The sequence below is a fragment of the Streptomyces sp. bgisy159 genome, assembly GCF_057707805.1.
In genome coordinates this window covers 40,852-61,633 of record NZ_JBYIQX010000028.1, presented here as the reverse complement: position 1 = coordinate 61,633, position 20,782 = coordinate 40,852, and the positions used below count along the sequence as shown (strand labels likewise).

At 72.7% G+C, this 20,782-nt stretch carries 20 protein-coding genes; 6 read left to right on the top strand and 14 right to left on the bottom strand.

From position 1 onward, the window contains the following. Positions 1 to 108 precede the first annotated feature (108 nt). Positions 109 to 501 carry an SCO5389 family protein gene (locus AC3ET3_RS24515; protein WP_432134136.1) on the top strand — a complete coding sequence of 131 codons (393 nt, stop codon included), beginning with the start codon at positions 109 to 111 and terminating at the stop codon, positions 499 to 501. Between the two features lie 91 nt (positions 502 to 592). On the opposite strand, the gene AC3ET3_RS24510 is transcribed toward AC3ET3_RS24515, so the two are convergent. After that, the gene (locus tag AC3ET3_RS24510; RefSeq protein ID WP_432134137.1) at positions 593 to 1,621 is read right to left on the bottom strand and encodes an LLM class flavin-dependent oxidoreductase; all 1,029 of its coding nucleotides are present in this window, start codon (positions 1,619 to 1,621) and stop codon (positions 593 to 595) included. A 222-nt stretch (positions 1,622 to 1,843) separates the two neighbouring features. Between AC3ET3_RS24510 and AC3ET3_RS24505 the strand changes: the two genes are divergently transcribed. Further along, complete coding sequence (locus tag AC3ET3_RS24505; RefSeq protein ID WP_432134138.1) at positions 1,844 to 2,176, top strand: ATP/GTP-binding protein; 333 nt, start codon at positions 1,844 to 1,846, stop codon at positions 2,174 to 2,176. A 27-nt stretch (positions 2,177 to 2,203) separates the two neighbouring features. On the opposite strand, the gene AC3ET3_RS24500 is transcribed toward AC3ET3_RS24505, so the two are convergent. From AC3ET3_RS24500 to mce, 7 genes are all read right to left on the bottom strand, one after another. Further along, positions 2,204 to 3,055, bottom strand: coding sequence for an ABC transporter permease subunit (locus tag AC3ET3_RS24500; protein WP_432134139.1), 852 nt, complete (start codon positions 3,053 to 3,055; stop codon positions 2,204 to 2,206). Continuing rightward, positions 3,052 to 4,296: an ABC transporter ATP-binding protein gene (locus tag AC3ET3_RS24495; RefSeq protein WP_435612891.1), complete on the bottom strand. Its 1,245-nt coding sequence runs from the start codon at positions 4,294 to 4,296 to the stop codon at positions 3,052 to 3,054. Before AC3ET3_RS24495 ends, AC3ET3_RS24500 begins: the two co-directional genes overlap by 4 nt. Before the next feature lie 130 nt (positions 4,297 to 4,426). Beyond that, the gene (locus tag AC3ET3_RS24490) at positions 4,427 to 5,197 is read right to left on the bottom strand and encodes an ABC transporter permease (protein WP_432134141.1); all 771 of its coding nucleotides are present in this window, start codon (positions 5,195 to 5,197) and stop codon (positions 4,427 to 4,429) included. 1 nt (position 5,198) lies between these two features. After that, positions 5,199 to 6,152, bottom strand: coding sequence for an ABC transporter ATP-binding protein (locus tag AC3ET3_RS24485; protein WP_435612890.1), 954 nt, complete (start codon positions 6,150 to 6,152; stop codon positions 5,199 to 5,201). An 89-nt stretch (positions 6,153 to 6,241) separates the two neighbouring features. Continuing rightward, positions 6,242 to 7,180: a coiled-coil domain-containing protein gene (locus tag AC3ET3_RS24480; protein WP_432134143.1), complete on the bottom strand. Its 939-nt coding sequence runs from the start codon at positions 7,178 to 7,180 to the stop codon at positions 6,242 to 6,244. A gap of 183 nt (positions 7,181 to 7,363) precedes the next feature. Further along, complete coding sequence (gene scy / locus AC3ET3_RS24475; RefSeq protein WP_435612889.1) at positions 7,364 to 11,464, bottom strand: polarized growth protein Scy; 4,101 nt, start codon at positions 11,462 to 11,464, stop codon at positions 7,364 to 7,366. A gap of 262 nt (positions 11,465 to 11,726) precedes the next feature. Further along, a complete protein-coding gene (gene mce, locus AC3ET3_RS24470; RefSeq protein WP_432134145.1) occupies positions 11,727 to 12,167 on the bottom strand; it encodes a methylmalonyl-CoA epimerase in 441 nt (146 codons plus the stop codon). Between the two features lie 149 nt (positions 12,168 to 12,316). Here mce and AC3ET3_RS24465 point away from each other — a divergent pair, with 149 nt between their 5' ends. Both AC3ET3_RS24465 and meaB read left to right on the top strand, forming a co-directional pair. Continuing rightward, the gene (locus tag AC3ET3_RS24465) at positions 12,317 to 13,513 is read left to right on the top strand and encodes an acetyl-CoA C-acetyltransferase (protein WP_432134146.1); all 1,197 of its coding nucleotides are present in this window, start codon (positions 12,317 to 12,319) and stop codon (positions 13,511 to 13,513) included. A 37-nt stretch (positions 13,514 to 13,550) separates the two neighbouring features. Beyond that, positions 13,551 to 14,507, top strand: a complete 957-nt coding sequence (meaB, locus tag AC3ET3_RS24460) for a methylmalonyl Co-A mutase-associated GTPase MeaB (protein ID WP_432134147.1) — start codon at positions 13,551 to 13,553, stop codon at positions 14,505 to 14,507. Positions 14,508 to 15,380: 873 nt separating this feature from the next. Here the strand turns inward: meaB and AC3ET3_RS24455 are convergent. The 4 genes from AC3ET3_RS24455 to AC3ET3_RS24440 all read right to left on the bottom strand — a co-directional run bounded on the left by AC3ET3_RS24455 (position 15,381) and on the right by AC3ET3_RS24440 (position 18,028). Beyond that, on the bottom strand, positions 15,381 to 15,857 hold the full coding sequence (locus AC3ET3_RS24455; protein WP_432134148.1) for a MarR family winged helix-turn-helix transcriptional regulator: 477 nt from the start codon (positions 15,855 to 15,857) through the stop codon (positions 15,381 to 15,383). Positions 15,858 to 15,952: 95 nt separating this feature from the next. Further along, entirely contained in the window at positions 15,953 to 16,705 is a 753-nt protein-coding gene (locus tag AC3ET3_RS24450; protein ID WP_435612905.1) for an AIM24 family protein, read from the bottom strand. Positions 16,706 to 16,743: 38 nt separating this feature from the next. After that, on the bottom strand, positions 16,744 to 17,394 hold the full coding sequence (locus AC3ET3_RS24445; protein WP_432134149.1) for an AIM24 family protein: 651 nt from the start codon (positions 17,392 to 17,394) through the stop codon (positions 16,744 to 16,746). 1 nt (position 17,395) lies between these two features. Next, a complete protein-coding gene (locus AC3ET3_RS24440; RefSeq protein WP_432134190.1) occupies positions 17,396 to 18,028 on the bottom strand; it encodes an AIM24 family protein in 633 nt (210 codons plus the stop codon). Between the two features lie 178 nt (positions 18,029 to 18,206). Between AC3ET3_RS24440 and AC3ET3_RS24435 the strand changes: the two genes are divergently transcribed. Both AC3ET3_RS24435 and AC3ET3_RS24430 read left to right on the top strand, forming a co-directional pair. Next, positions 18,207 to 18,551: a DUF3817 domain-containing protein gene (locus AC3ET3_RS24435; RefSeq protein WP_432134150.1), complete on the top strand. Its 345-nt coding sequence runs from the start codon at positions 18,207 to 18,209 to the stop codon at positions 18,549 to 18,551. Then, positions 18,548 to 18,859, top strand: coding sequence for an MTH1187 family thiamine-binding protein (locus AC3ET3_RS24430; RefSeq protein ID WP_432134151.1), 312 nt, complete (start codon positions 18,548 to 18,550; stop codon positions 18,857 to 18,859). Before AC3ET3_RS24435 ends, AC3ET3_RS24430 begins: the two co-directional genes overlap by 4 nt. 110 nt (positions 18,860 to 18,969) lie before the next feature. Here the strand turns inward: AC3ET3_RS24430 and AC3ET3_RS24425 are convergent, their stop codons facing one another. Together AC3ET3_RS24425 and AC3ET3_RS24420 are read right to left on the bottom strand one after the other, a co-directional pair. Then, complete coding sequence (locus AC3ET3_RS24425) at positions 18,970 to 19,653, bottom strand: TetR/AcrR family transcriptional regulator (RefSeq protein ID WP_435612888.1); 684 nt, start codon at positions 19,651 to 19,653, stop codon at positions 18,970 to 18,972. A gap of 262 nt (positions 19,654 to 19,915) precedes the next feature. Continuing rightward, positions 19,916 to 20,680 carry a hypothetical protein gene (locus AC3ET3_RS24420; RefSeq protein ID WP_432134152.1) on the bottom strand — a complete coding sequence of 255 codons (765 nt, stop codon included), beginning with the start codon at positions 20,678 to 20,680 and terminating at the stop codon, positions 19,916 to 19,918. Positions 20,681 to 20,782: the final 102 nt, after the last annotated feature.

The following is a 20,782-nucleotide window of genomic DNA, read 5'->3' as shown; positions in this document are numbered from 1 at the left end:
ACGGGAGGTCGCGATGCGTGTACTGAGCGTGCGCGGGAATCCGGCATGGCGATCTCCCCCTTCCCTGTCCGGCAACCCCTGTTCTTCCGGGGTGCGAGAGGAGAACCCATGTCGCTCGACGTCTCACCGGCCCTACTCGAACAGGCCGAGCGAGGCGAGGTCGACGAAGCAGAATTCGTCGACTGCGTCCGGACGTCCCTGCCGTTCGCGTGGCAGATGATCAGCTCCCTGGTGGCCCAGTTGAAGGTGGACGGCGGAGCCTTCGCCGACAACCAGACGCCGCCGCCGGACGAGCAGGCGCGCGGCCAGCTGCTGCGCGCGCTGGCGAGTGACGCCATACGCGGTGCCCTGCAGCGGCACTTCGGTGTCCGGCTCGCCTTCCAGAACTGCCACCGGGTGGCCGTGTTCCCCCTGGACCCCGCGGTCGACGAGACCCTCGTCCGCTTCACCTCGGTGCGCGCCCAACTGCTGAACCAGTCCCCGGAGCTGCGGGACTGCTGACGCCATGAGCCTGCGGCTTGCCGCTCCTCACGCGGGAGGTGCCTGGGGTACGGGAGCGGCAAGCATCGGCACGGATGGGCGGTTCGGCATGTCATCGCAGGTGCGGAAGGACCTCCGCGCCGAGCCGCCGTACGTTCTCCTCGGTCGCCGCCAGATCGCCGGAGCCCTCGACGAGCAGCGCGAAACGGGAGATGCCGGTCCGCTCGCTGGTCGCCGCGAGCCGGTCCGCGCACAGCCGCGGGGTGCCCACCGGGTGCAGCCCGCAGAGCAGTTCGGTGTACGCCACCGGGTCCCGCATCTGCCGCAGCCGGCCGTCCACCGTGACATGCGCGTCCAGCCCCTGCCGCAGCCAGCCCGGCATCGCCTTCACCAGGGTCTCCACCGCGTCGGTCCGCCGGTCCGCGATCTGGCAGACCCCCGCCGAGACGTGCGCCGCCCTGCGGATCTCGTCCGGCGACCGCCCGGCCGCGCGCGCGTGCCGCCGCCACAGGGCGATCATCTCGGCCTTCTCCTCGTCGCCCACGTGCATCCCGACGAGCATCGCCAGCCCGCGCTCGGCGGCCAGCCGCACCGACTGCGGGGAGGTGCAGGCGACGACGACCTCGGGGCCCTCGGTCTCCGTCAGCGCCTCCGACGGCCGTGGGACGACGGGCACTTCACGGAAGCGGTACCGCTCGCCGTCGGCGCCCACGGCCGGCTCGCGCAGCCACCGCACCAGCAGATCGAGTGATTCCGGGAACCCCTCCTCGTACGCCGCGAGTCCGGACCCGAAGACCTCCAGATCGACCCACGGCCCGCCGCGCCCCACGCCGAGCGAGAAACGGCCGCCGCTCGTCAGGTGCAGCAGGGCCGCCTGTTCGCCGAGGGCGACGGGGTGGGCGGTGGGCAGCACGCTGACCGCCGTACCGACCCGAATCCGGCGGGTGCGGCCCAGGATCAAGGCGGCGAGGGTGATGGCGGACGGACAGGTGCCGTACGGCACGAAATGGTGCTCGGCCAGCCAGACCGACTCCAGCCCGGCCTCCTCGGCGACCTCGGCCGAGCGGACCGCGCGGTGCAGCGCCTCCCCCTGGCCCTGACCCGGGAACTGGGCCGCCAACACGAAACTTCCTACACGCATGGGACTTTCCTGCTTCCTTGGCTCCGACGCGGAGCTCCCCCACCGGGCATAACCGTCTGACACGTGCCGAGGACACGGCCTGGCGGGGAGATTTGCGGATTGTCTGCAGAATCAGGTGCCCGGAGAGGGACTTGGAGGGCACGCCGCCTTCCGCGTACCCCGTGCGCCGCCGCGTAGGCTGGAGGCGATCCCCGCATCCTGTATAGCCCCGTGAGGTGTCCTGTGTCCCCGCGTCGTAACCGACCCAAGGCCGCCGGCGCGTCCGGCCGGAGCGCCGAGGACGACCGCGCGAGCCGCTACGGCGGCTGGCAGTCCACGGTGAGCTGGCAGGGCGACGAGTGGAGCGTGCGCCATGTGGCCGGGGCCAGCGCGCAGGGCAAGAGCTACCGGTGCCCCGGCTGCGACCAGCTGATCCCCGACGGGGTGCCGCACGTGGTGGCCTGGCCGGAGCACGCGGGCGTCGACGACCGCCGGCACTGGCACAAGGCGTGCTGGAACGCACGGGACCGCCGCGACCCGGGGGTGCGGCGGTCCCGTAACGCGCCGAGGTTCTGAGCCTCGGCCGGCCCTGGCGGCCGGCTGCTAGACGTCCCGCTTCTCCAGCAGGGCGGCGGCCAGCGCGAAGACGGCCGCGGTGACGCCGATCGCGATCCACAGCGGGTCCCAGCCCGACGGGCCGCTCTCGGAGAGGGACGACTGGTAGAACACGCTCAGCTGGTTCGGGATCGAGTACTCCAGCAGGAAGTCGCGCAGGTCCTGAAGCGAGGACGCGAACATGAACAGCGCGATGACCAGCGGCGCCAGCAGCAGGCCGATCATGATGGTGATGGCGCCCGCCGAGTGCCGGATGACCGAGCCGATCGCCAGCGAGATCATGCCGAGCAGCGCGATGTACAGGGACACGCCGACGGTGCCCTTGAGCCACTCCCCGCCCGTCGGGCTGTCCGCGTCGGTCACCAGCGCCACGTCGATCATCGCGACCAGCAGGCTGGACACCAGCGTGACGGTGAACGCGACGAGGAAGAACACCAGCGCCTTGGCGGCGAGGACCCGGCCGCGCGAGGGGCAGGCCGTCATCGTCGTACGGATCATGCCGGTGCCGTACTCGGAGGCCGTCGTCAGCACGCCCAGCGTGATGATGCAGATGCTGCCGAGCAGCAGTCCGAAGAAGCCCAGGCCGAGCGCGTTCTCGCCCGCCATGTCGTCCTCGGACGCGTTGGCGGCGACCAGCGCGGCGGTCGCGAAGCCGATGCCGACCACCAGCAGGACGAACACGCCGAGCGTCCACATCGTGGAGCGCACCGAACGGATCTTGGTCCACTCGGAGCCGATGGCGTGCCCGAGGTGCGTGCGCACCACCGGGATCGGCGAGGTGTAGCCGGAGTACGCGGCTCCCGGCGCGGTCGGCGGCAGCGGCGACTGGGGGGTGCTCATCGTGCGTCCTCGGACTGGGTCGGGGCGGGGGCGGGGGTCTGCGGCGCCGGGGCGGGCGCCTGCGGGGGCGCGTCCGCCGGAACGGGGGCGGCCGGGGCAGGCGCCTGCTGGGCGTACGGGTTGGCCGTGCCCGGCGCGGGAGGCGCGCCGGGGGCGCCCGGAGCGCCGTACCCGCCTCCTGGGCCGCCGTACGGCCCCGCGGGCGGCTGGGCTCCCGGCTGGGGCGGCGGCGGGGCGTACCAGCCGGGCTGGCCCTGGCCCGGCACCGGCATCGGCGGCTGGGCGCCGGGCGGCAGCGGCTGCTGCAGGCCGGCCTTCTGGTCGATCGTGGAGCGGTAGTCGACGGCGCCCTGCGTCATCCGCATGTACGCCTCCTCCAGCGACGCCTGGTGCGGCGACAGCTCCCACAGCCGTACGTCGCCGTCGTGCGCGATGTCGCTGATGTGTGGCAGCGCCAGCCCGGTCACCCGCAGCGCGCCGTCCTGCTCGGGCAGCACGTGGCCGCCCGCCTCGGTCAGCGCCGTCGTGAGCTTCTCGCGCAGCTGCGGCTCGGTGTCGGGCGTGCGCACCCGCGCGAAGCCCGCGGAGTTCGCCTGGATGAAGTCCTGCACGCTCATGTCGGCGAGCAGCTGCCCGCGCCCGATGACGATCAGATGGTCGGCGGTCAGCGCCATCTCGCTCATCAGGTGGGAGGAGACGAAGACGGTCCGCCCCTCGGCGGCGAGCGCCTTCATCAGGTTGCGCACCCAGAGGATGCCCTCGGGGTCGAGCCCGTTGACCGGCTCGTCGAACAGCAGCACCTGCGGGTCGCCGAGCAGCGCGGCCGCGATGCCGAGCCGCTGGCCCATGCCGAGGGAGAAGCCCTTGGAGCGCTTCCTCGCCACCTCCTGCAGGCCCACCACGCCCAGCACCTCGTCGACCCGGCGCGCCGGGATGCCGGACAACTGCGCCAGGGACAGCAGGTGGTTGCGGGCCGAGCGCCCGCCGTGCACCGCCTTGGCGTCCAGCAGGGCGCCGACCTGGCGGGGCGCGTTCGGCAGCTTGCGGTACGGGTAGCCGCCGATCGTCACCGCCCCCGAGGTCGGGTTGTCCAGGCCGAGGATCATCCTCATGGTCGTCGACTTGCCCGAGCCGTTCGGCCCGAGGAAGCCGGTGACGGCCCCCGGCCGCACCTGGAAGGAAAGGTTGTACACAGCGGTCTTGTCGCCGTAACGCTTGGTCAGGCCGACTGCCTCGATCATGCTCCGCACCCATCGAAAGGTTCAGGACAGCGGGGAGCCCGTGCCCCCGTAAGGGTTAGGAGGATATCGGGGAGCTGACGGTTCCGCCCAAGGGCAGGTAAAAACGAGATTGCCTCCCCGGACAGAACAGCTAGGCGTCCCGCCGCTTCAGCACCACGTATCCGCCGGCGACCGCCGCGGCCACCCACACCGCCATGATCGCGAGCCCGCCCCACGGCCCGTACGGCGTGTCGTCGTCGACCGGCGTCACCACCTGCATGATCCTGCTGCCGGCCTGGTCGGGCAGGTAGCGGCCGACCTTCTCCGTCGCCGAGACGTTGCCCAGGATGTTGGAGATCAGGAAGAAGAACGGCATCAGGATGCCCAGCGACAGCATCGGCGAGCGCAGCATCGCGGCCACGCCCATGGAGAACACCGCGATCAGCGTCATGTAGACGCCGCCGCCGATCACCGCGCGCAGCACCCCCGGGTCACCGATCGACGCCTTGTGCTCGCCCAACATCGCCTGCCCCAGGAAGAACGTGACGAAGCTGGTGGCCAGCCCGACGGCGAGGGCCAGCCCGGTGGCCACCCCGATCTTGCCGAACAGGAAGGCGCCGCGCTGCGGGACCGCGGCGAGCGAGGTGCGGATCATGCCGGTGCTGTACTCGTTCGCCACCACGAGCACCCCGAACACGATCATCGCCAGCTGGCCGAGCCCCATCCCCGCGAAACTGATGTACGTCGGGTCGAAGGAGAGCCGGTCGCGCTCGCTCATGGTGTCGAACTCGTTCTTCGACAGCGCCGCGATGAGCATGCCGAGCGCGACGGTGACCACCACGGCGAGCGAGAGCGTCCACACCGTGGACGCCACCGAGCGGATCTTCGTCCACTCGGACCTGATGACCTGGGTGGTCGCCATGTCAGTCCTTCCTCCAGCCGTCGCCCCACTGACCCGCGGGAGCCGCCGGCCCGGTGTGCGCGTGGTACTCGACCGACTCCGCGGTCAACTGCATGAACGCCTCCTCCAGGGAGGCCTGCTGCGGACTGAGCTCGTGCAGCACGATGCCGTGCTGCGCCGCCAGCTCCCCGATCTGCTCCGCCTTGCCCCCGTCCACCTCCAGCGCCTGGCCGCCGGCCCCCACCACGGTGACCCCCGCCTCGTGCAGCACATCGAGCAGCCGCTCGCGCTGCGGGGTGCGGATCCGCACGTACGACCGGGAGTTGCGGGCGATGAAGTCCGCCATGGAGGTGTCCGCCAGCAGCCGCCCCTGGCCGATGACCACCAGATGGTCGGCGGTCAGCGCCATCTCGCTCATCAGGTGGGAGGAGACGAACACCGTGCGGCCCTCCGCCGCGAGCGCCTTCATCAGCGTGCGGATCCAGTGGATGCCCTCCGGGTCGAGCCCGTTGACCGGCTCGTCGAACATCAGGATCCGCGGATCGCCCAGCAGCGCGGCGGCGATGCCGAGCCGCTGGCCCATGCCGAGCGAGAACCCCTTGGTCTTCTTCTTCGCCACCGCGGTCAGGCCGACCGTGTCCAGCACCTCGTGCACCCGGCTCCGCGGGATGCCGTTGCTCTGGGCCAGACACAGCAGATGGTTGAAGGCGCTGCGCCCGCCGTGCACCGCCTTGGCGTCCAGCAGGGCCCCGATGTACTTCAGCGGGTCCCTGAGGCCGTCGTACCGTCTGCCGTCGATCCGGACGTCCCCGGCGGTGGGACGGTCGAGGCCGAGCATCATCCGCATGGTGGTGGACTTGCCCGCGCCGTTCGGGCCGAGGAAACCGGTCACCACACCCGGCCGGACGGAGAAGGTGAGATCGTCGACCGCCACCTTCTCGCCGTACCTCTTGGTCAGGCCTTCGAGCTCGATCATGCGGCCACGCTAGAACGGCACGGAGCCCTCTGCCACCTCGGTGGCGGAGGGCTCCGCATGTTTTCAGCCGCAGCGGAAAACGCCGTGTGTCACCGGGTCTGCTGCGCCGGAACGCCGCGGGAGATCGGCTCGTCGTCCGTCGCGGGCGCGCCGGCCGCGGCCACCGCGGCGCCGGTGAGCGTCGCGAGCATCTCGCGGACGTTCGTCAGCTGCGCGTTGATGGAGTCGCGGCGGTTGGTGAGGGCGGCCAGCTCGCGCTCGGATTCCGAGCGGATGCGGTCGGCCTTGGCGTTGGCGTCGGCCACGATGTCCTCGGCCTGGCGCTGGGCCGTCTCCACCGTCTGACGGGCGCGGCGCTCGGCGTCGGTGCGCAGCTTCTCCGCCTCCAGACGCAGCTGCTCCGCGCGGTGCTCGATCTCCGCGAGGCGCTTCTCCGCCTTGGCCTGACGGGAGGCCAGGTCGCGCTCCGACTGCTCGCGGCGCTTGGCGAGGTTCGTCTCGAAGTCGGCGGCGGCCTGGGCGGCCTTGGCGCGCGTCTCCTCGAAGAGGGCGTCCGCCTCCTCACGCTTGGACTGCGCGTCCTTCTGCGCCTCGGCGCGCAGCTGGGAGGCGTCGCTCTTGGCCTTCTCGACGATCCGGACGCCCTCGTCCTCGGCCTTGGCCTTGCGCTCCGCAGCGAACGATTCTGCGTCGTTGCGCACCTGCTGGGCCGCCGACTCGGCGAGCTCGCGGTGCTGCTCGGCCGCGCGGCGGGCCTCCTCGCGCAGATCCTTGGCCTCTTCCTCGGCCAGCCGAAGGATCTTCTCGACGCGGGCGCCGAGACCGGCGTACGACGGCTCGGCGTCCGTCACCGCCGCCTGCGCGTTCTGCGTCTCGAGGTGGAGCTCCTCGATGCGCTTTTCCAGAGCGGTGATGCGGGCGAGAGCGCTGTCACGGTCGGAGACGAGCTTGGAGATCCGTTCGTCCACCTGAGCGCGGTCGTACCCACGCCGCACAAGCTCGAAGCCGTAGGGGGAAGTGTCGCTCATGGGGTTCCTGTCGAAAGAGACCGGTGAGGTGATAGGTGGAATCCTAGGGGCCGAAGCGGTGTGTCATCGAGCGGATGCGTGTTTGATCTGGAGAATGACACCCCTTTTGAGTGGCTGAAGACCGGACGGCTTGCCAAAGGCCCGGGCAAAGCCCCCATACTTCACCGGAATGCCCCCGCTCCGCTAGCCGTCCGAGGACTTGCCACCCGATCGAGGGGCTCCCACCGTCGCGCCCGCTTTGACCCCGCCGTCCTTGCCCGACGCCGGCGCCTCGAAAGACTCCAACGCCTCCAGCACGTCCTGGACACGGGAGATCTCCGCGTTGATGTCCTCCCGGCGGCGCACCAGGAGCTCCAGCTCGCGCTTGCCCTCCTCGACGGTGCGCCGGGCCTCCCGGATCGCCTCGGCCTTGAGCTCCTCGGCCTCCTTGGTGAGCGAAGCCTTCTTCTGCTCGGCCTCCTTGAGCAGCCCCTCCGCCTTCTTCACCGCCGCGATACGGACCTTGCCCGCCTCCGAGTTGGCTTCCGACACCAGCTCCTTGGCCTTCGCCTGCGCCTTGGCCAGCTGCTCCTCGGCCGCCGTGATCAGCGCGTCGCAGCGGTCGCCGGCCGACTTCATCGTCTCCGCGGCCTCGCGGCGGGCCCGCTCGTGCAGCTCCTCGATCTCGCCGGTGATGCGGTCGCGCAGCTCCTCCGCGCGCTCCCTTATGGCGGTGGCGTCCCGGCGGGCGCCGACCAGCAGCTCGTCCGCGTCCGTGCGGGCCTTCTCCACCCGGGTGTTGCCCTCGACCGTCGCCTCGGAGACGATCCGCTCGGCCTCCTTGCGGGCCGCGCCGACCATGGTGTCCGCCTGCGACTCGGCGTCCGCGGTCGTCTGCAGCGCCTGCTCCTGCGCCTCCGTGAGCAGCTTGTCGACCTCGGCGGTGGTCTCCGTGATGAGCTTGTCGACCTGCTCGGCGGCCTCCGAACGCCGCTTGTTGGCCTCCTTGCGGACGTCGTCCAGCGTCCGGTCGGCCTCCTCCCGCGCGGAGTTCACCAGCCGCTCCGCCTCCGCGGCGGCCTCGGCCCGGACCCGCTCCGCCTCGGTGCGCAGCCGCTCGGCGTGCTGCCGCGCGGAGCCCACCGTCTCGGCGGCCTCGGCGCGCAACCGCTCCGCCTCGTCGGCGGCGTCCCCGATCAGCTTCTCCGCCTTGGCGACCGACTCGGCGCGCAGCCGCTCGGCCTCGGCGGCCGTCTCGGTCTGCAGGCGTTCGGCCTCGGCGCGGGCCTCGGTGATGAGGGTGTCGGCCTGGCCGGCCGCGTCGGAGCGGATGCGGTTGGCGTCCTCGCGGGCGTCGGCCCGGGTGCGGGACGCGGCCTGCTCGGCCTCCGCCAGCGTCTGTGACGCCTTGGAGCGCAGCCGCTCGGACTCCGCCTGCGCCTCGCCGCGGACCCGCTCCGCCTCCGCCGTCGACTCCGTCTGCAGCCGCTCGGCCTCGGCGATCGTCTCGGTCTGCAGGCGTTCGGCCTCGGCGCGGGCCTCGGTGATGAGGGTGTCGGCCTGGGTGGCCGCGTCGGAGCGGATGCGGTTGGCGTCCTCGCGGGCGTCGGCCCGGGTGCGGGAGGCGGTCTGGTCCGCTTCCGCCAGCGCGTCCGACGCCTCGGTGCGCACCCGCTGGGCGTGCGCCGACGCGTCCGCGCGCAGCCGCTCGGCCTCCGCGACCGCCTCGCCGACGGTGCGCTCGGCGAGCGCCTGAGCGGCCTCCGACTCCTCCTGCGTCTCCCGGCGCAGCCGCGCCGCGTCCTCGCCGGCCCGCTCCCGCTCCGCGTAGGCGTCGGCGCGGACCCGGTCCGCCTCCTCCTCGGCCTCCCGTCGGGTGCGGTCCGCGGCCACCTCGGCGGCGCTGCGCAGGCCGGCGATCTCCTCCTGGGCCTGCTCGTGCAGCCCGGCCACCGATTCCCGCACCTGCTGGGCGTGCTGCTCGGCCGCGGCGACCATCTCGCCGGCCCGCCGCTCGGCCTCCTCGACCAGCCGCGTCGCCTCGGTCTCCGCCTCCTCGACCCGCTTGCGCGCGCTGGCCAGCAGCTCCTCGCTCTGCTCCCGGGCCCGCTCCCGCTCCTGGTCGGCCTCCTGCCGGGCCGCGCCGAGCGTCTCCTCGGCCTCACGGCGACGCCGTACCGCCTCCTCCTGCGCGGCGGCCAGCGTCTCGGACGCCTCCGCGGCCAGCCGCTCCGCCGCGGCCTGCGCCTCGGCCCGCACCCGGTCGGCGGTGTCCTGCGCCTCCGTCCGCAGCCGCTCCGCCTCGGCCGCGGCCTCCGACCGCAGCCGTACGGCGACCGACTCGCCCTCGGCACGGGCGGCCGACGCGTCGGCGGCGGCCTCGCCGCGCAGCCGCTCCGCCTCCTCCTCGGCCTGCTGCTGCAGCGTACGGATCCGCTCCGCGGCCTCCGAGCGCAGCCGGTCGGCCTCCTCGCCGGCCTCGCGGCGGATCCGCGCGGCCTCCTCGCGGGCCTCGGTCAGCGCCTGCTCGGCGGAGGCCAGCCGGGACTCGGCCTCCGAGTGCAGCCGGGTCAGCTCGGCGGCGGCCTCGCCCTGCCGGGCCTCGACGGCCCGCTCGGTCTCCTCGCGCAGCTCCCGCGCGGCCCGCTCGGCGTCCTCCCGGACCGCCTCGGCCTGCTCGGTCGCCTCCGCCCGGTACTTCTCCGCCTCCTGGCGGGTGCGCTCCAGGGCCTCCTCGGCCTGCCGGCGCAGCGCGGTGGCGCGCTCGATGGCCTCGGTGCGCACCTTCTCGCTGTCCGCGGTGGCGCCCTGGCGCAGCTCGTCCGCGTCCGCCTTGGCCTTCGCCAGCAGCTCCTCGGCCGACCTGGCGGCCTCCTCGATCTTCTGGACGGCCTCCTTGCGCGCCTCCGCCCGGATCTGCTCGCCCTCGGCGACGGCCTCCGAGCGCAGCTGCTCGGCCTCGCCGCGCAGCCGGCGGGCCTCCTCCTGCAGCTCGACCGTCTTGGCGCGGTACTCCTCGGTGTCGTCCTTCGCCGCGCCCTTGAGCTGCTCGGCGATGTCGTGCGCCTCGGCGCGCAGCCGGTCCGCCTCGGCCTCGGCCTCCCCGCGGATCCGCTCGGCCTCCTCGGCCGCCGCCCTGGTGGTGGAGCGGGCGTCCTCGGCCGCCTTGTTGAGGACCTCCTCGGCGGTCCTGGCCGCCTTCGACAGCTGGGTGGCGCTCTCCTCGGCGGTGAGCGTGCGGGCCTTCTCGGCGGCCTCCGCGACCAGCTTCTCCGCCTCAGCGCGGGCGTCGGCGAGCGCCTGCTCGGCCTCCGCGCGGGTCGCCTCCGCCTCCTTGGTGGCCTCCCCGACCAGGCGGGCGACCTGCTCCTTCGCCGTGCGGGTACGGGTCTCGTTGGCGGCCTCGGCGCTCGACAGCGCCTTGCCGGCGGCCTCCTTGGCCTCGTTGAGCACCTTCTCGGCCTCGGCCTGCGCCTTGCGCAGCGCCTCCTCGGCGTCCGCCATCCGCTGCTCGGCGGCGCGGGTCAGCTCCTGCGCCTGCCGGCGTGCGGTGTCCGACTCGGACGCGGTGGACGTGCGCAGCGCCTCCGCGTGGTCGGTGGCCTCCTGGGCCTGGGTGGAGGCGGCGTTCAGCAGCCGCTCGGCGTCCGCCCGCGCCCGGCGCAGCAGCTGCTCCGCCTCCGCCCGGGCCGTCTCCGCCTCGCTCTGCAGGCGCTGCCGGGCCTCCCCGGTCAGCCGCTCGGCCTCCGCGCGGGCCGCGGCCATCGCCTGCTCGGCCTCGGCGCGGGACTCCTCCAGCAGCCGACGGGCCTGTGCCTCGGTCCGGGCGCGCAGCTGCTCGGCCCAGGCCACGTTCTCGTTGACGTGCGACTCGACGGTCTGGCGGCGCTCGGCCAGCTCCTGGTCGAGCTGCTGGCGGCGGGTCACCGCCTCCTGGTGCAGCTCCGCCTGCAGCCGGGCGGCCTGCTCGGCGTGCTCCTGCAGGATGCGCTGGGTCTGTGCCCGCGCCTGGCTGAGCTCCCGCTCGGCGTCGGCGCGGAGCTGGTCGGCCTGCACCTGCGCGTTGCGCAGCAACTGCTCGGCCTGGTAGCCGATGTCACCGCCGTCGAAGGCGGGCCGGGACATGATGGTGCGCCGCGCCTCGTGCAGCTTGGCGCGCAGCACCTCGACCTGGTAGCCGAGGTCCTCGGCGTGCTGGATCGCCTTGTCCCGCTCGGTCTTCAGCCGCTTCATCTCGGCTTCGAACCGAGTGAGGTGGTCGACGTCAGCCGCCGGCTCCCGCTCCTGGCTCTCGTAGCCCCGCACTGCGCGGTCCCATCCGTCCCCTGGTCAGCTTCTCCAACGAGCACCGTCCATCCGCCGGACGGGGCCCCCGGGGAATGGTGTCAGATCAACGGCGCGGCAAGGGCTACCGCCCGCCGCTCGCACCCCCGAAACCCGGACCCCGGCGGTCCTGACGTCGGGGCCGACGGCCGCTCGCGGGCAGACGCCGACCTTGATGTCAGGACCGGGCCGCCCATGGGAAGCGGCGACCGCCCCCAACCCTACCGGCCCTTATGTACGTGGGTCAGTGCTCAGCCGGTTCAACCGGTGCCGAAGTGACCAGTTCGGTCAGGACACCGTGGCAGTCCTTGGGGTGCAGGAAGGTGATCCGTGACCCCATGGAGCCGCGCCGGGGCTCCTCGTAGAGGACCCGGACACCCTTGTCCTTGATCGCGGCGGCGTCGCCGTCGACGTCGGCGGTGCCGAAGGCGATGTGGTGGACACCCTCGCCGTTCTTCGCCAGCCACTTCGCCACCGTGGAGTCCTCGCGGGTGGGCTCCAGCAGCTGCAGGTAGGAGGCGCCGCCGTCGGACGTCTCGTTGATCTTGAGCATGGCCTCCCGCACGCCCTGCTCCTCGTTGACCTCGGTGTGGAACACCTCGAAGCCGTAGGTGGCCCGGTAGAACTCGACGGTGGCGTCGAGGTCGTGGCAGGCGATCCCGATGTGGTCGATTCGCGTCAGCATGGTTTCAGTGCAGCGCTCGGGAGGTGGTTACGCAACGTGCGCGCGATCACACCGACGGGCCGGTGACGGCACGGAGTGCCGCTCAGTACATTCGAAGTAAACCCTCGTTCACTCCTCGGCTGTGCAGGCCGGTAAGGGGATCGCAGCTCATGTCATCTACCAACAGCTCGGTGATTGTCGCGGGCGCGCGCACGCCCATGGGACGACTGCTGGGCTCCCTCAAGTCCTTCTCCGGAGCCGACCTCGGCGGCTTCGCGATCAAGGCCGCCCTCGACCGTGCGGGGATCGGCGGCGACCAGGTGCAGTACGTCATCATGGGCCAGGTGCTGCAGGCCGGGGCGGGACAGATCCCGGCCCGCCAGGCCGCGGTCAAGGCGGGCATCCCGATGAGCGTCCCGGCGCTCACCGTCAACAAGGTGTGCCTGTCCGGCCTGGACGCCATCGCGCTGGCCGACCAGCTGATCCGCGCCGGCGAGTTCGACATCGTCGTCGCCGGCGGCCAGGAGTCCATGACCAACGCCCCCCACCTGCTGCCGAAGTCCCGCGACGGCTTCAAGTACGGCGCGGTGCAGATGCTCGACGCGATGGCGTACGACGGTCTGACCGACCCGTGGGAGACCATCCCGATGGGTGAGTCCACCGAGAAGCACAACACCCGCCTCGGCATCGGCCGGGCCGAGCAGGACGAGATCGCCGCGCTGAGCCACCAGCGCGCGGCCGCGGCCCAGAAGAACGGCGTCTTCGAGGCCGAGATCACCCCGGTCGAGATCCCGCAGCGCAAGGGCGAGCCCGTCGTCTTCAGCAAGGACGAGGGTATCCGCGCCGAGACCACCGCCGAGTCGCTCGGCAGGCTGCGCCCGGCCTTCACCAAGGACGGCACCATCACCGCGGGCACGTCCTCGCAGATCTCCGACGGCGCTGCGGCCGTCGTCGTGATGAGCAAGGCCAAGGCGCAGGAGCTGGGTCTGGAGTGGATCGCCGAGATCGGCGCCCACGGCAATGTGGCCGGCCCCGACAACTCGCTGCAGTCCCAGCCGTCCAACGCCATACTGCATGCCCTGAAGAAGGAGGGCCTGGAGGTCGCGGACCTGGACCTCATCGAGATCAACGAGGCGTTCGCCGCCGTGGCCGTCCAGTCAATGAAGGACCTGGGCGTGTCCACGGAAAAGGTGAACGTCAACGGCGGTGCCATCGCCCTCGGCCACCCGATCGGCATGTCCGGCGCCCGTCTCGTGCTGCACCTGGCGCTGGAGCTGAAGCGGCGCGGCGGCGGGGTCGGCGCGGCCGCGCTGTGCGGCGGCGGCGGCCAGGGCGACGCACTGATCGTCCGGGTCCCCAAGGCCTGAGTTCCTCCCGTACGAACCTGAACCGAACGGAGCTGTGATGCAGGACGTCTCCTCGCTGGTCGCCCAGGCCAGGGAAGGCCGGCCCCGGGCCGTGGCCCGGCTGATCTCCCTGGTGGAGGGGGCGTCCCCGCAGCTCAGGGAGGTCATGGCGGCGCTGGCCCCGCTGACGGGCAACGCGTACGTGGTCGGGCTCACCGGTTCGCCCGGTGTCGGCAAGTCGACCTCCACGTCGGCGCTGGTCACGGCGTACCGCAAGCAGGGCAGGCGGGTCGGCGTGCTCGCCGTGGACCCGTCGTCGCCGTTCTCGGGCGGCGCGCTGCTCGGCGACCGCGTCCGGATGTCGGAGCACGCCTCCGACCCCGGCGTCTACATCCGCTCCATGGCCACCCGGGGCCACCTGGGCGGCCTCGCCTGGGCCGCGCCGCAGGCGATCCGCGTCCTGGACGCGGCCGGCTGCGACGTGATCCTCGTGGAGACGGTCGGCGTCGGCCAGTCGGAGGTGGAGATCGCCTCCCAGGCCGACACCTCCGTGGTGCTCCTGGCCCCCGGCATGGGCGACGGCATCCAGGCCGCCAAGGCGGGCATCCTGGAGATCGGCGACGTGTACGTGGTGAACAAGGCGGACCGCGACGGCGCCGACGCCACGGCCCGCGAACTCAACCACATGCTGGGCCTCGGCGAGGCCCGCGGCCCCGGCGACTGGCGGCCGCCCATCGTCAAGACGGTCGCCGCGCGCGGCGAGGGCGTCGACGAGGTCGTCGAGGCCCTGGAGAAGCACCGCGCGTGGATGGAGGAGCACGGCGTCCTCACCGAACGCCGGCTCGCCCGCGCGGCCCACGAGGTCGAGACCATCGCCGTCACCGCCCTGCGGGAACGCATCGGCGACCTGCGCGGCGACCGTCACCTCACCACCCTCGCCGAGCGCGTCGTGTCCGGGGAACTGGACCCGTACCGCGCCGCGGACGACCTGGTGGCGGCCGTCACCGAGTCCTGACACCGCCTTCGCCCGCGACCGGGGGGCCTGGCACCCGTCATCCCCCGGCGCCCGGGGCCCCGCCTCGGCCCGACCGGTCCGACGGTCCCTGCCCAGGGGCTCGCGGGGCGGGGCGTGCAGGACCGGTGGCCGGGGGGAGGGGCTGGGAGCAGCGGGCCGTGCGGGCCGTGCCGTCCCGCCGTGCGGGCCGTGCCGTCCTCGGACTCACTCATGCCCTGCGCGCCTTCGGCAGCGCACCCGGCCGGGGCGCCTCGCCGACGGGCTGATCTCGCTGTCCGCGCGGCCCGGCGGCCGTCCGCATGACCGTGTCCCGCGCCGTGGCAGGCGCGGTGGCGGACATGGCCGCCTCCGTGGTCCTCACGGTCGCCCTGATGCGCCTGTGGGCGCTGGTCGACCGGTACGGCGCGCGCCGCGCCCGGCCCCCGGTAACGCTGCCGTACGCCGGCCCGCTGGCTCCCTCGCGGTGTCCCGCGGCCCGGCACTGCGGTGGCCGCGCTCGCCGCCGTCACCGGCGCCCGCGCACTCCTGCTCGGCCCGAGGACGCGCGCGCTGCGGGAGGAACGGCGCTCACCACGGCCTGTCGCGGCATCGACGGGAGGGCGACGCCGGACACCCGGACCCGCACCCGCCCCGGCGCCTGGGTCACCGCGGCGGTCGACGCGGGCGGCGACGTCTGCTGCCCGGTCGACGCGGGCCCCGTGGCGGGCAGGCCGCCCCTCGCCGTGTGCTTCGCGGCGGCGGGCGCGACGGTCCTGCGCACGGCCGCTGTCGCCGCCCGGGGTGGGGGACGGACGAGCGCCTCACGGGCCGCCCCGTGGGGGCGCGGTGCCGCTGGGCGGGCGGGCCGGCCGCCGGCTCGTGGCGCGGCTCCCGTCAGGGGCGGCCGCGCTGCCCGCGCAGGTGTTCCGCGATGGGCTTGAGGGCGCGGTCCAGTTCCGACAGGGCCTCGGGGTCGAGGAGGTCGATGAAGTGGCGCCGTACGGACGCCACGTGGTGGGGCGCGACCTTTCTCATGGTCTCCATGCCGTGCTCGGTGAGCACGGCGTACAGCCCCCGGCGGTCCGACTCGCAGTTCTCCCGCCGGACCAGGTTGGCGTTCTCCATGCGGGTGATCTGGTGCGAGAGGCGGCTCTTCGACTGGAGGGTCGCGGACGCGAGGTCGCTCATCCGCATCCGGACGTCCTCCGACTCGGAGAGGTTCACCAGGATCTCGTAGTCGTTCATTGTCAGGCCGAACGGCTGCAGATCCTTTTCGAGCTGGTACGTCAACAGCCTGTTGACCTCCAGGTGGGTGCGCCAGGCGCACTGCTCCGCATCGGTGAGCCAGGGGGTGGCCGTCTCGGTCTCCATGAATGAAGTCTACCTAAAATGTTGAAAGGCGAACTACTGAGGGTGGTGTGACTGGGTGCACGCGTTCGAACTCGTCACACTCCGCAGACTACCGCTCACAGCCCGAAGCGACGCTGGAGGTCTCCCAGCTGTCCGGGAAGACGCGGTCCCCCCGCCTGGGGCCCCTGGGGGCCGTGACCCCCGCCACCGGGTACCCCCGCCTGGTGTGGAACCGCCCCCGTCGCCTGCTCCGCCATCAGCGTCTCGGTCGACTGGAGCAGCACCGTGCCGGCCCCCACGAACTCGAACTGGTGCTCCTCGCCGGAGGCCCCGCCCAGGCCCGTCAGTGCACGTAGACCGCCCAATACGCCTGCCATGTACCCGTGGTCGTAGTGGTGGCACGGGGACGGGCAGTCGGCCCAGCCGACGAGTGCCTGCGGATCCACCCGGATGGGAGGTTCCATGAACACCACCGGCCCGTTAGATGCCGCGACGAACTTCCCGGTTCCGATCAGCGTCAGAAAACCCGGCACGATCGATTGCTTCAGCGACAGACTTGGCTGAAAAGCGAGCAGGTTGCCGGAGCGAATGGTCAGGTTGCCGTCGTCCAGGTCGTACGAATTGACGTCGAAGGCCCGGTCGGCGAGCAGCATCTTGCCCGAGCCCTCGGCCACCACCCAGTCGCTCGCGTGCAACGGCGAATGAAACGCCGTTCGGACAAGTCGGTCCAATCGCCCGTGCCCGATGCCGTTGAAGTCGATCGATCCGTAGTAGGCGATCATCTTCCCCTTCTGCAGGAACCACTGGGAGCCCTTGAGCTCCACGCAGAAGGTGTAGTTGTTCACGTTGTCGTCGGCGGGCAGCGTCATGGGGTCGTGGACCGTGGGGCCCGTGCCGTGGTGGGTGCTCACAGTTTCTCCTCCGACGCCTGGACGTAGACCGCACCGCTGCCGCTCAGCTCCAGCTGGAACGCCTCGCCGGAGCCCCGGCCCACCATGTCGCGCCAGCCGAGCGCGGCGGACAGCTTGTTGCGGACGTCGCCGTGGTGGGCGACGTAGGCCTGCGGGTCGACATGGACGGGCCGCTGGGGGGTGATGGGAACCTCGATCACCCCGCCGTGCGCCATGACGGCGACGGCGCCGTGCCCCTTCAGGGTCGTGGTGAACAGCCCCTGGCCGCTGACCTGTCCCCGGACCATGCCCATCACCCCGCCCTGGGAGCCCAGGAACATGGTCCCCTGCTCCAGGGTGCCCTCGAAGGCGAGAAGGCGGTCCGCCTCCACGTACAGGGTGTCGCCGGAGAGGCCGATCACCTGGACGTGGTGGCCGCCGTGCCCGAACAGGACCGTGCCGTTGCCCTCCACCGTCATCAGCGGGGTGTCCTCGTTGGCGAGACGCCGGCCGATCATGGACATCACCCCGCCCTGGCCGCCCCGGACGTTGGGCGTGAAGGACACCTCGCCCTTGTAGGCGAGCATCGCGCCGCGCTGACTGAACAGACGCTGCCCCGGCACGACGGTCGCCTCGATCATCTTCGAGTTGATCTCGCGGAAACCCATGTCACACATCCCCCGCGATCGTGGTGCGCTCGCTGGGCTGGACGTACACCAGTCCGTCGCCCTCGAAGCGGATCTGGAACGCCTCGCCGCCGCCCTCCCCGAGGAACGTGCGGAACGTCACACCGGACTGGAAGGACTGCCGCAGGTTCCCCTGGTGCGCGACGTACGCGCCGGGGTCGACGCAGAGCGGGTACTGCGCGCTCACCCGCAGCACCACCGCCGGCCCGTCCGACATGATCGCCGCCTGCCCGTGGCCCTCCACGGTGGTGGTGAACAGCCCGTTGCCCTGCGAGGCCCCGCGCAGCCCGGTGAAGGTCGTCCCGGTCCTCAGCCCCGCGTCGGTGGCGAGCAGGCTGCTCGACTCGACGTAGAGCTTGTCCCCCTGGAGGCCGATGAGGTTGATGTCGGAGGCGCGGTCCGCGAACCAGCACGTCCCGTGCCCCTTCACCTCCATCATGGTCATCTGCTCGCCGGTGAGCCGCCGGGTCACCATCCCCCGGAGCCCCTCGCCGCCGCCCGTCAGCTTCTTGAAGGCCATCTGTCCGTCGTACGCGACCATCGCGCCGTTCTTCGCCCGAACGGTGTCCCCGGTCATGTCGACGGCCAGCACCTTGCCGCCCTGCAGTCGAAACATCGCCACGCAAGGGAAGGTAGCCGCCGGGTGGGCGGAGCGGCCAGCGCCCAGGGGAGGAGACGGACCCTGAGCGAACCCTCAGTGTGGCGGTTTGCCACAATGGACGGACGCTTGTGCGCGTGTTCACAAAGCCGCAGACCGGCGACGCGCACTCCTGCCGACCCCCCGAAGGTGACCCGTGGACCTCAAGACCGCCTCCGCCCTCCGCCGCCTCCGCCTGGTCTCGGCCCCCGAGGCCGTGTCCTTCCTGATCCTGCTCGTCTGCTCGGTGCTGAAGCGGACCACGGACTTCAACGCGGTGCCCGTGATGGGCGCGATCCACGGCATCCTGTTCGTCCTCTACGTCGTCTTCTGGGCGGACGCCTGGAACCGGGCCAAGTGGTCGCTGCGCACCGCCGCCCTCTACTTCGTCCTCTCCGTCCTGCCCACCGGCGGCTTCTTCGCCGAGCGACGGCTCCGGCGGGAGGCCGAGGACGCGGTGATCGCCGCCCGCGTCCGCAAGGAAGGGGTCGTCAACGCATGATCGTCGCCTTCTCCGTGACGCCGCTGGGCGTCGGCGAGGACGTGGGGGAGTACGTCGCCGACGCCGTCCGGGTGGTCCGCGAGTCGGGCCTGCCCCACCGCACCGACGCGATGTTCACCTCGATCGAGGGTGAGTGGGACGAGGTCATGGCCGTCGTCGGACGCGCTGTCGCCGCCGTCGAGGCCCGCGCCCCCCGCGTCTCCCTGGTCCTCAAGGCGGACATCCGCCCCGGGGTGACGGACGGCCTCACCTCCAAGGTGGAGACGGTCGAGCGGCACCTGTCCGGGCAGGGGCCGAGGCAGGAGTAGGAGTAGGGGGCGAGGAGCGGACAGGCGCGAGCGCCGGGGCAGGGGCGGGGCCGACCGGGTGAGCGGCTCGGTGGCAAGGTCACCGGCCCCCGACGGCGTGGCCCCCGCCGTCACCGTCGCCCGGCCGCCCGGCGCAGGTGCTGGCGGACCGCCCGCTGGGCCACCGGTCCCAGGGTCTCCAACGCTCCCACCAGTACGCCCAGTTGCTCCAGCGCGTCCAGGGCGGAGGTGGCGCCGGCCGGGTCCGCGCCCTCGTAGAGTTCGAGGCCGACGAACGACGCGGCGATGGCACGGGCCAGGCCCGCCGGGTCGGTGAGCTCGGCGAACGGGGTGTCGGACAGGACCCGTTCCAGGACCCGCTCGATCTCCGTGATCCACAGGTCGAGGCCCGCCGCCGTGGCCGGGCCCAGCGCCGGGTGGGTCTGGGCGCCCGCCAGCAGCTGGCCGAGCAGGGTGACATGGCCGCCGGCGCGCTCCTCCTCGTGGATCCGGCGGCCCAGGGCGAGGAGTTCGGAGAGCGACCGCACCGCCGCCAGGCGGCCGCGGTGCCGGGCCACCGAGCGCTCCGCGCCGTAGCGGCAGGCCGCCGCGAGGAGTTCGTCCACCGAGCCGAAGTGGTAGAAGACCAGTGCCTGATTGACTCCCGCGGCCGCGGCCACCGTACGGGCCGACGTCCTGGCGATGCCCTGCTCGGTGAGGGTGCGCAGGGCGCCGTCGAGGAGCCTGGTCCTCGTCTCCAGGGCCTTGCCTCCGGTGTCCGGGGCCTTGGCCCCAGCCTCCCGGGTTCTGCTCACGGCCTCCGGGGCCCCGGCCCCAGCCTCCGGGGTCTTGCCGCCTGTCTCCGAGGCCTTCCCTGAGGCCTTCCTTGAGGCCTCCCGGGTCTTCACCCCGGCCTCCGGGGTCTTCCCTCCGGTGGTCAGGGGCTCCCCTCGGGTCTCCAGGGGCTTCCCTCCTGTTCCCGGGGTGCTGCCGCCCGTCTCCCGGGCCTTGCTGGTCTCCGGGCTCACGCCGGCTCCTCCGTACCGCCGCCGTGCGCCGGGCGTCGCGCCGAGATCATCAGGGGTTCTCCAGTGCTCGCATCAGCCGGGGCGGTCGTACGGGGTCCGGCGGCCGGCGCAGGCAGCGGCGGGCGGCCGGGGTGCCGGGCAGCGGCGGGGCGAACAGCGCCAGGCACAGGGCCACGCTCAGCAGCAGCGGGCACAGGAACGCCAGGGAGGCCGCGAACGTCCCGAGGACCCGCTGCGCCGGGTCCAGACCGGCGGCCAGCGCCCCCGCGGCGCCGACCGCCACCGCCGCACGGACGGCCAGTTCCGCCACCCAGTTGCGCAGGGCCCGCTCGGGCGTGACTCCCCGCTCCAGCCACAGCCGCAGCCGGTCGAAGGACCAGGCCGTCGCCCAGCGGGTCAGCGGACGGACCGCCCAGCGGTCGGCAAGCGCGCCGAAGCGGCCCCAGCGCGGCCGGTAGTCGCAGCCCGCCGCGAACCGCACGCCGTCGCCGTCGGGCAGGTAGCGCCAGTACCCGCTGCCCTCGACGAGCGGCGACAGCGGGTGCGCGCAGGCGAAGCGCAGGACCGAGGTGCGGCTGCCGTCCGGACGCTCGCGTTCCCTCGCGCCCACGGCGGTGGCGGTGACCGTCAGGAACGGCAGCGGGCGGGCTGCGTACCGGTAGCGCAGTGGTCCGCCCTCCGCGCGCGGGAGCTGGTCGATCCGGGTGAGGCGCAGGTCCCAGCGTCGGCGCAGGGCCGGGTCCTGGGTGTGGGTCCACAGCTCGTCGAGGTCGGCGAGGATCCGCGCCTCCACGTAGAGCCCCGGCTCCCACATGCGAATCCCCCTGGTCCGTACGGCGTTTGAGCGACCGCTCAAACTCCCTCGGCGGACGGTACACCTGTTTGAGCGGTCGCTCAAACGCCCCCCGGCCGACCG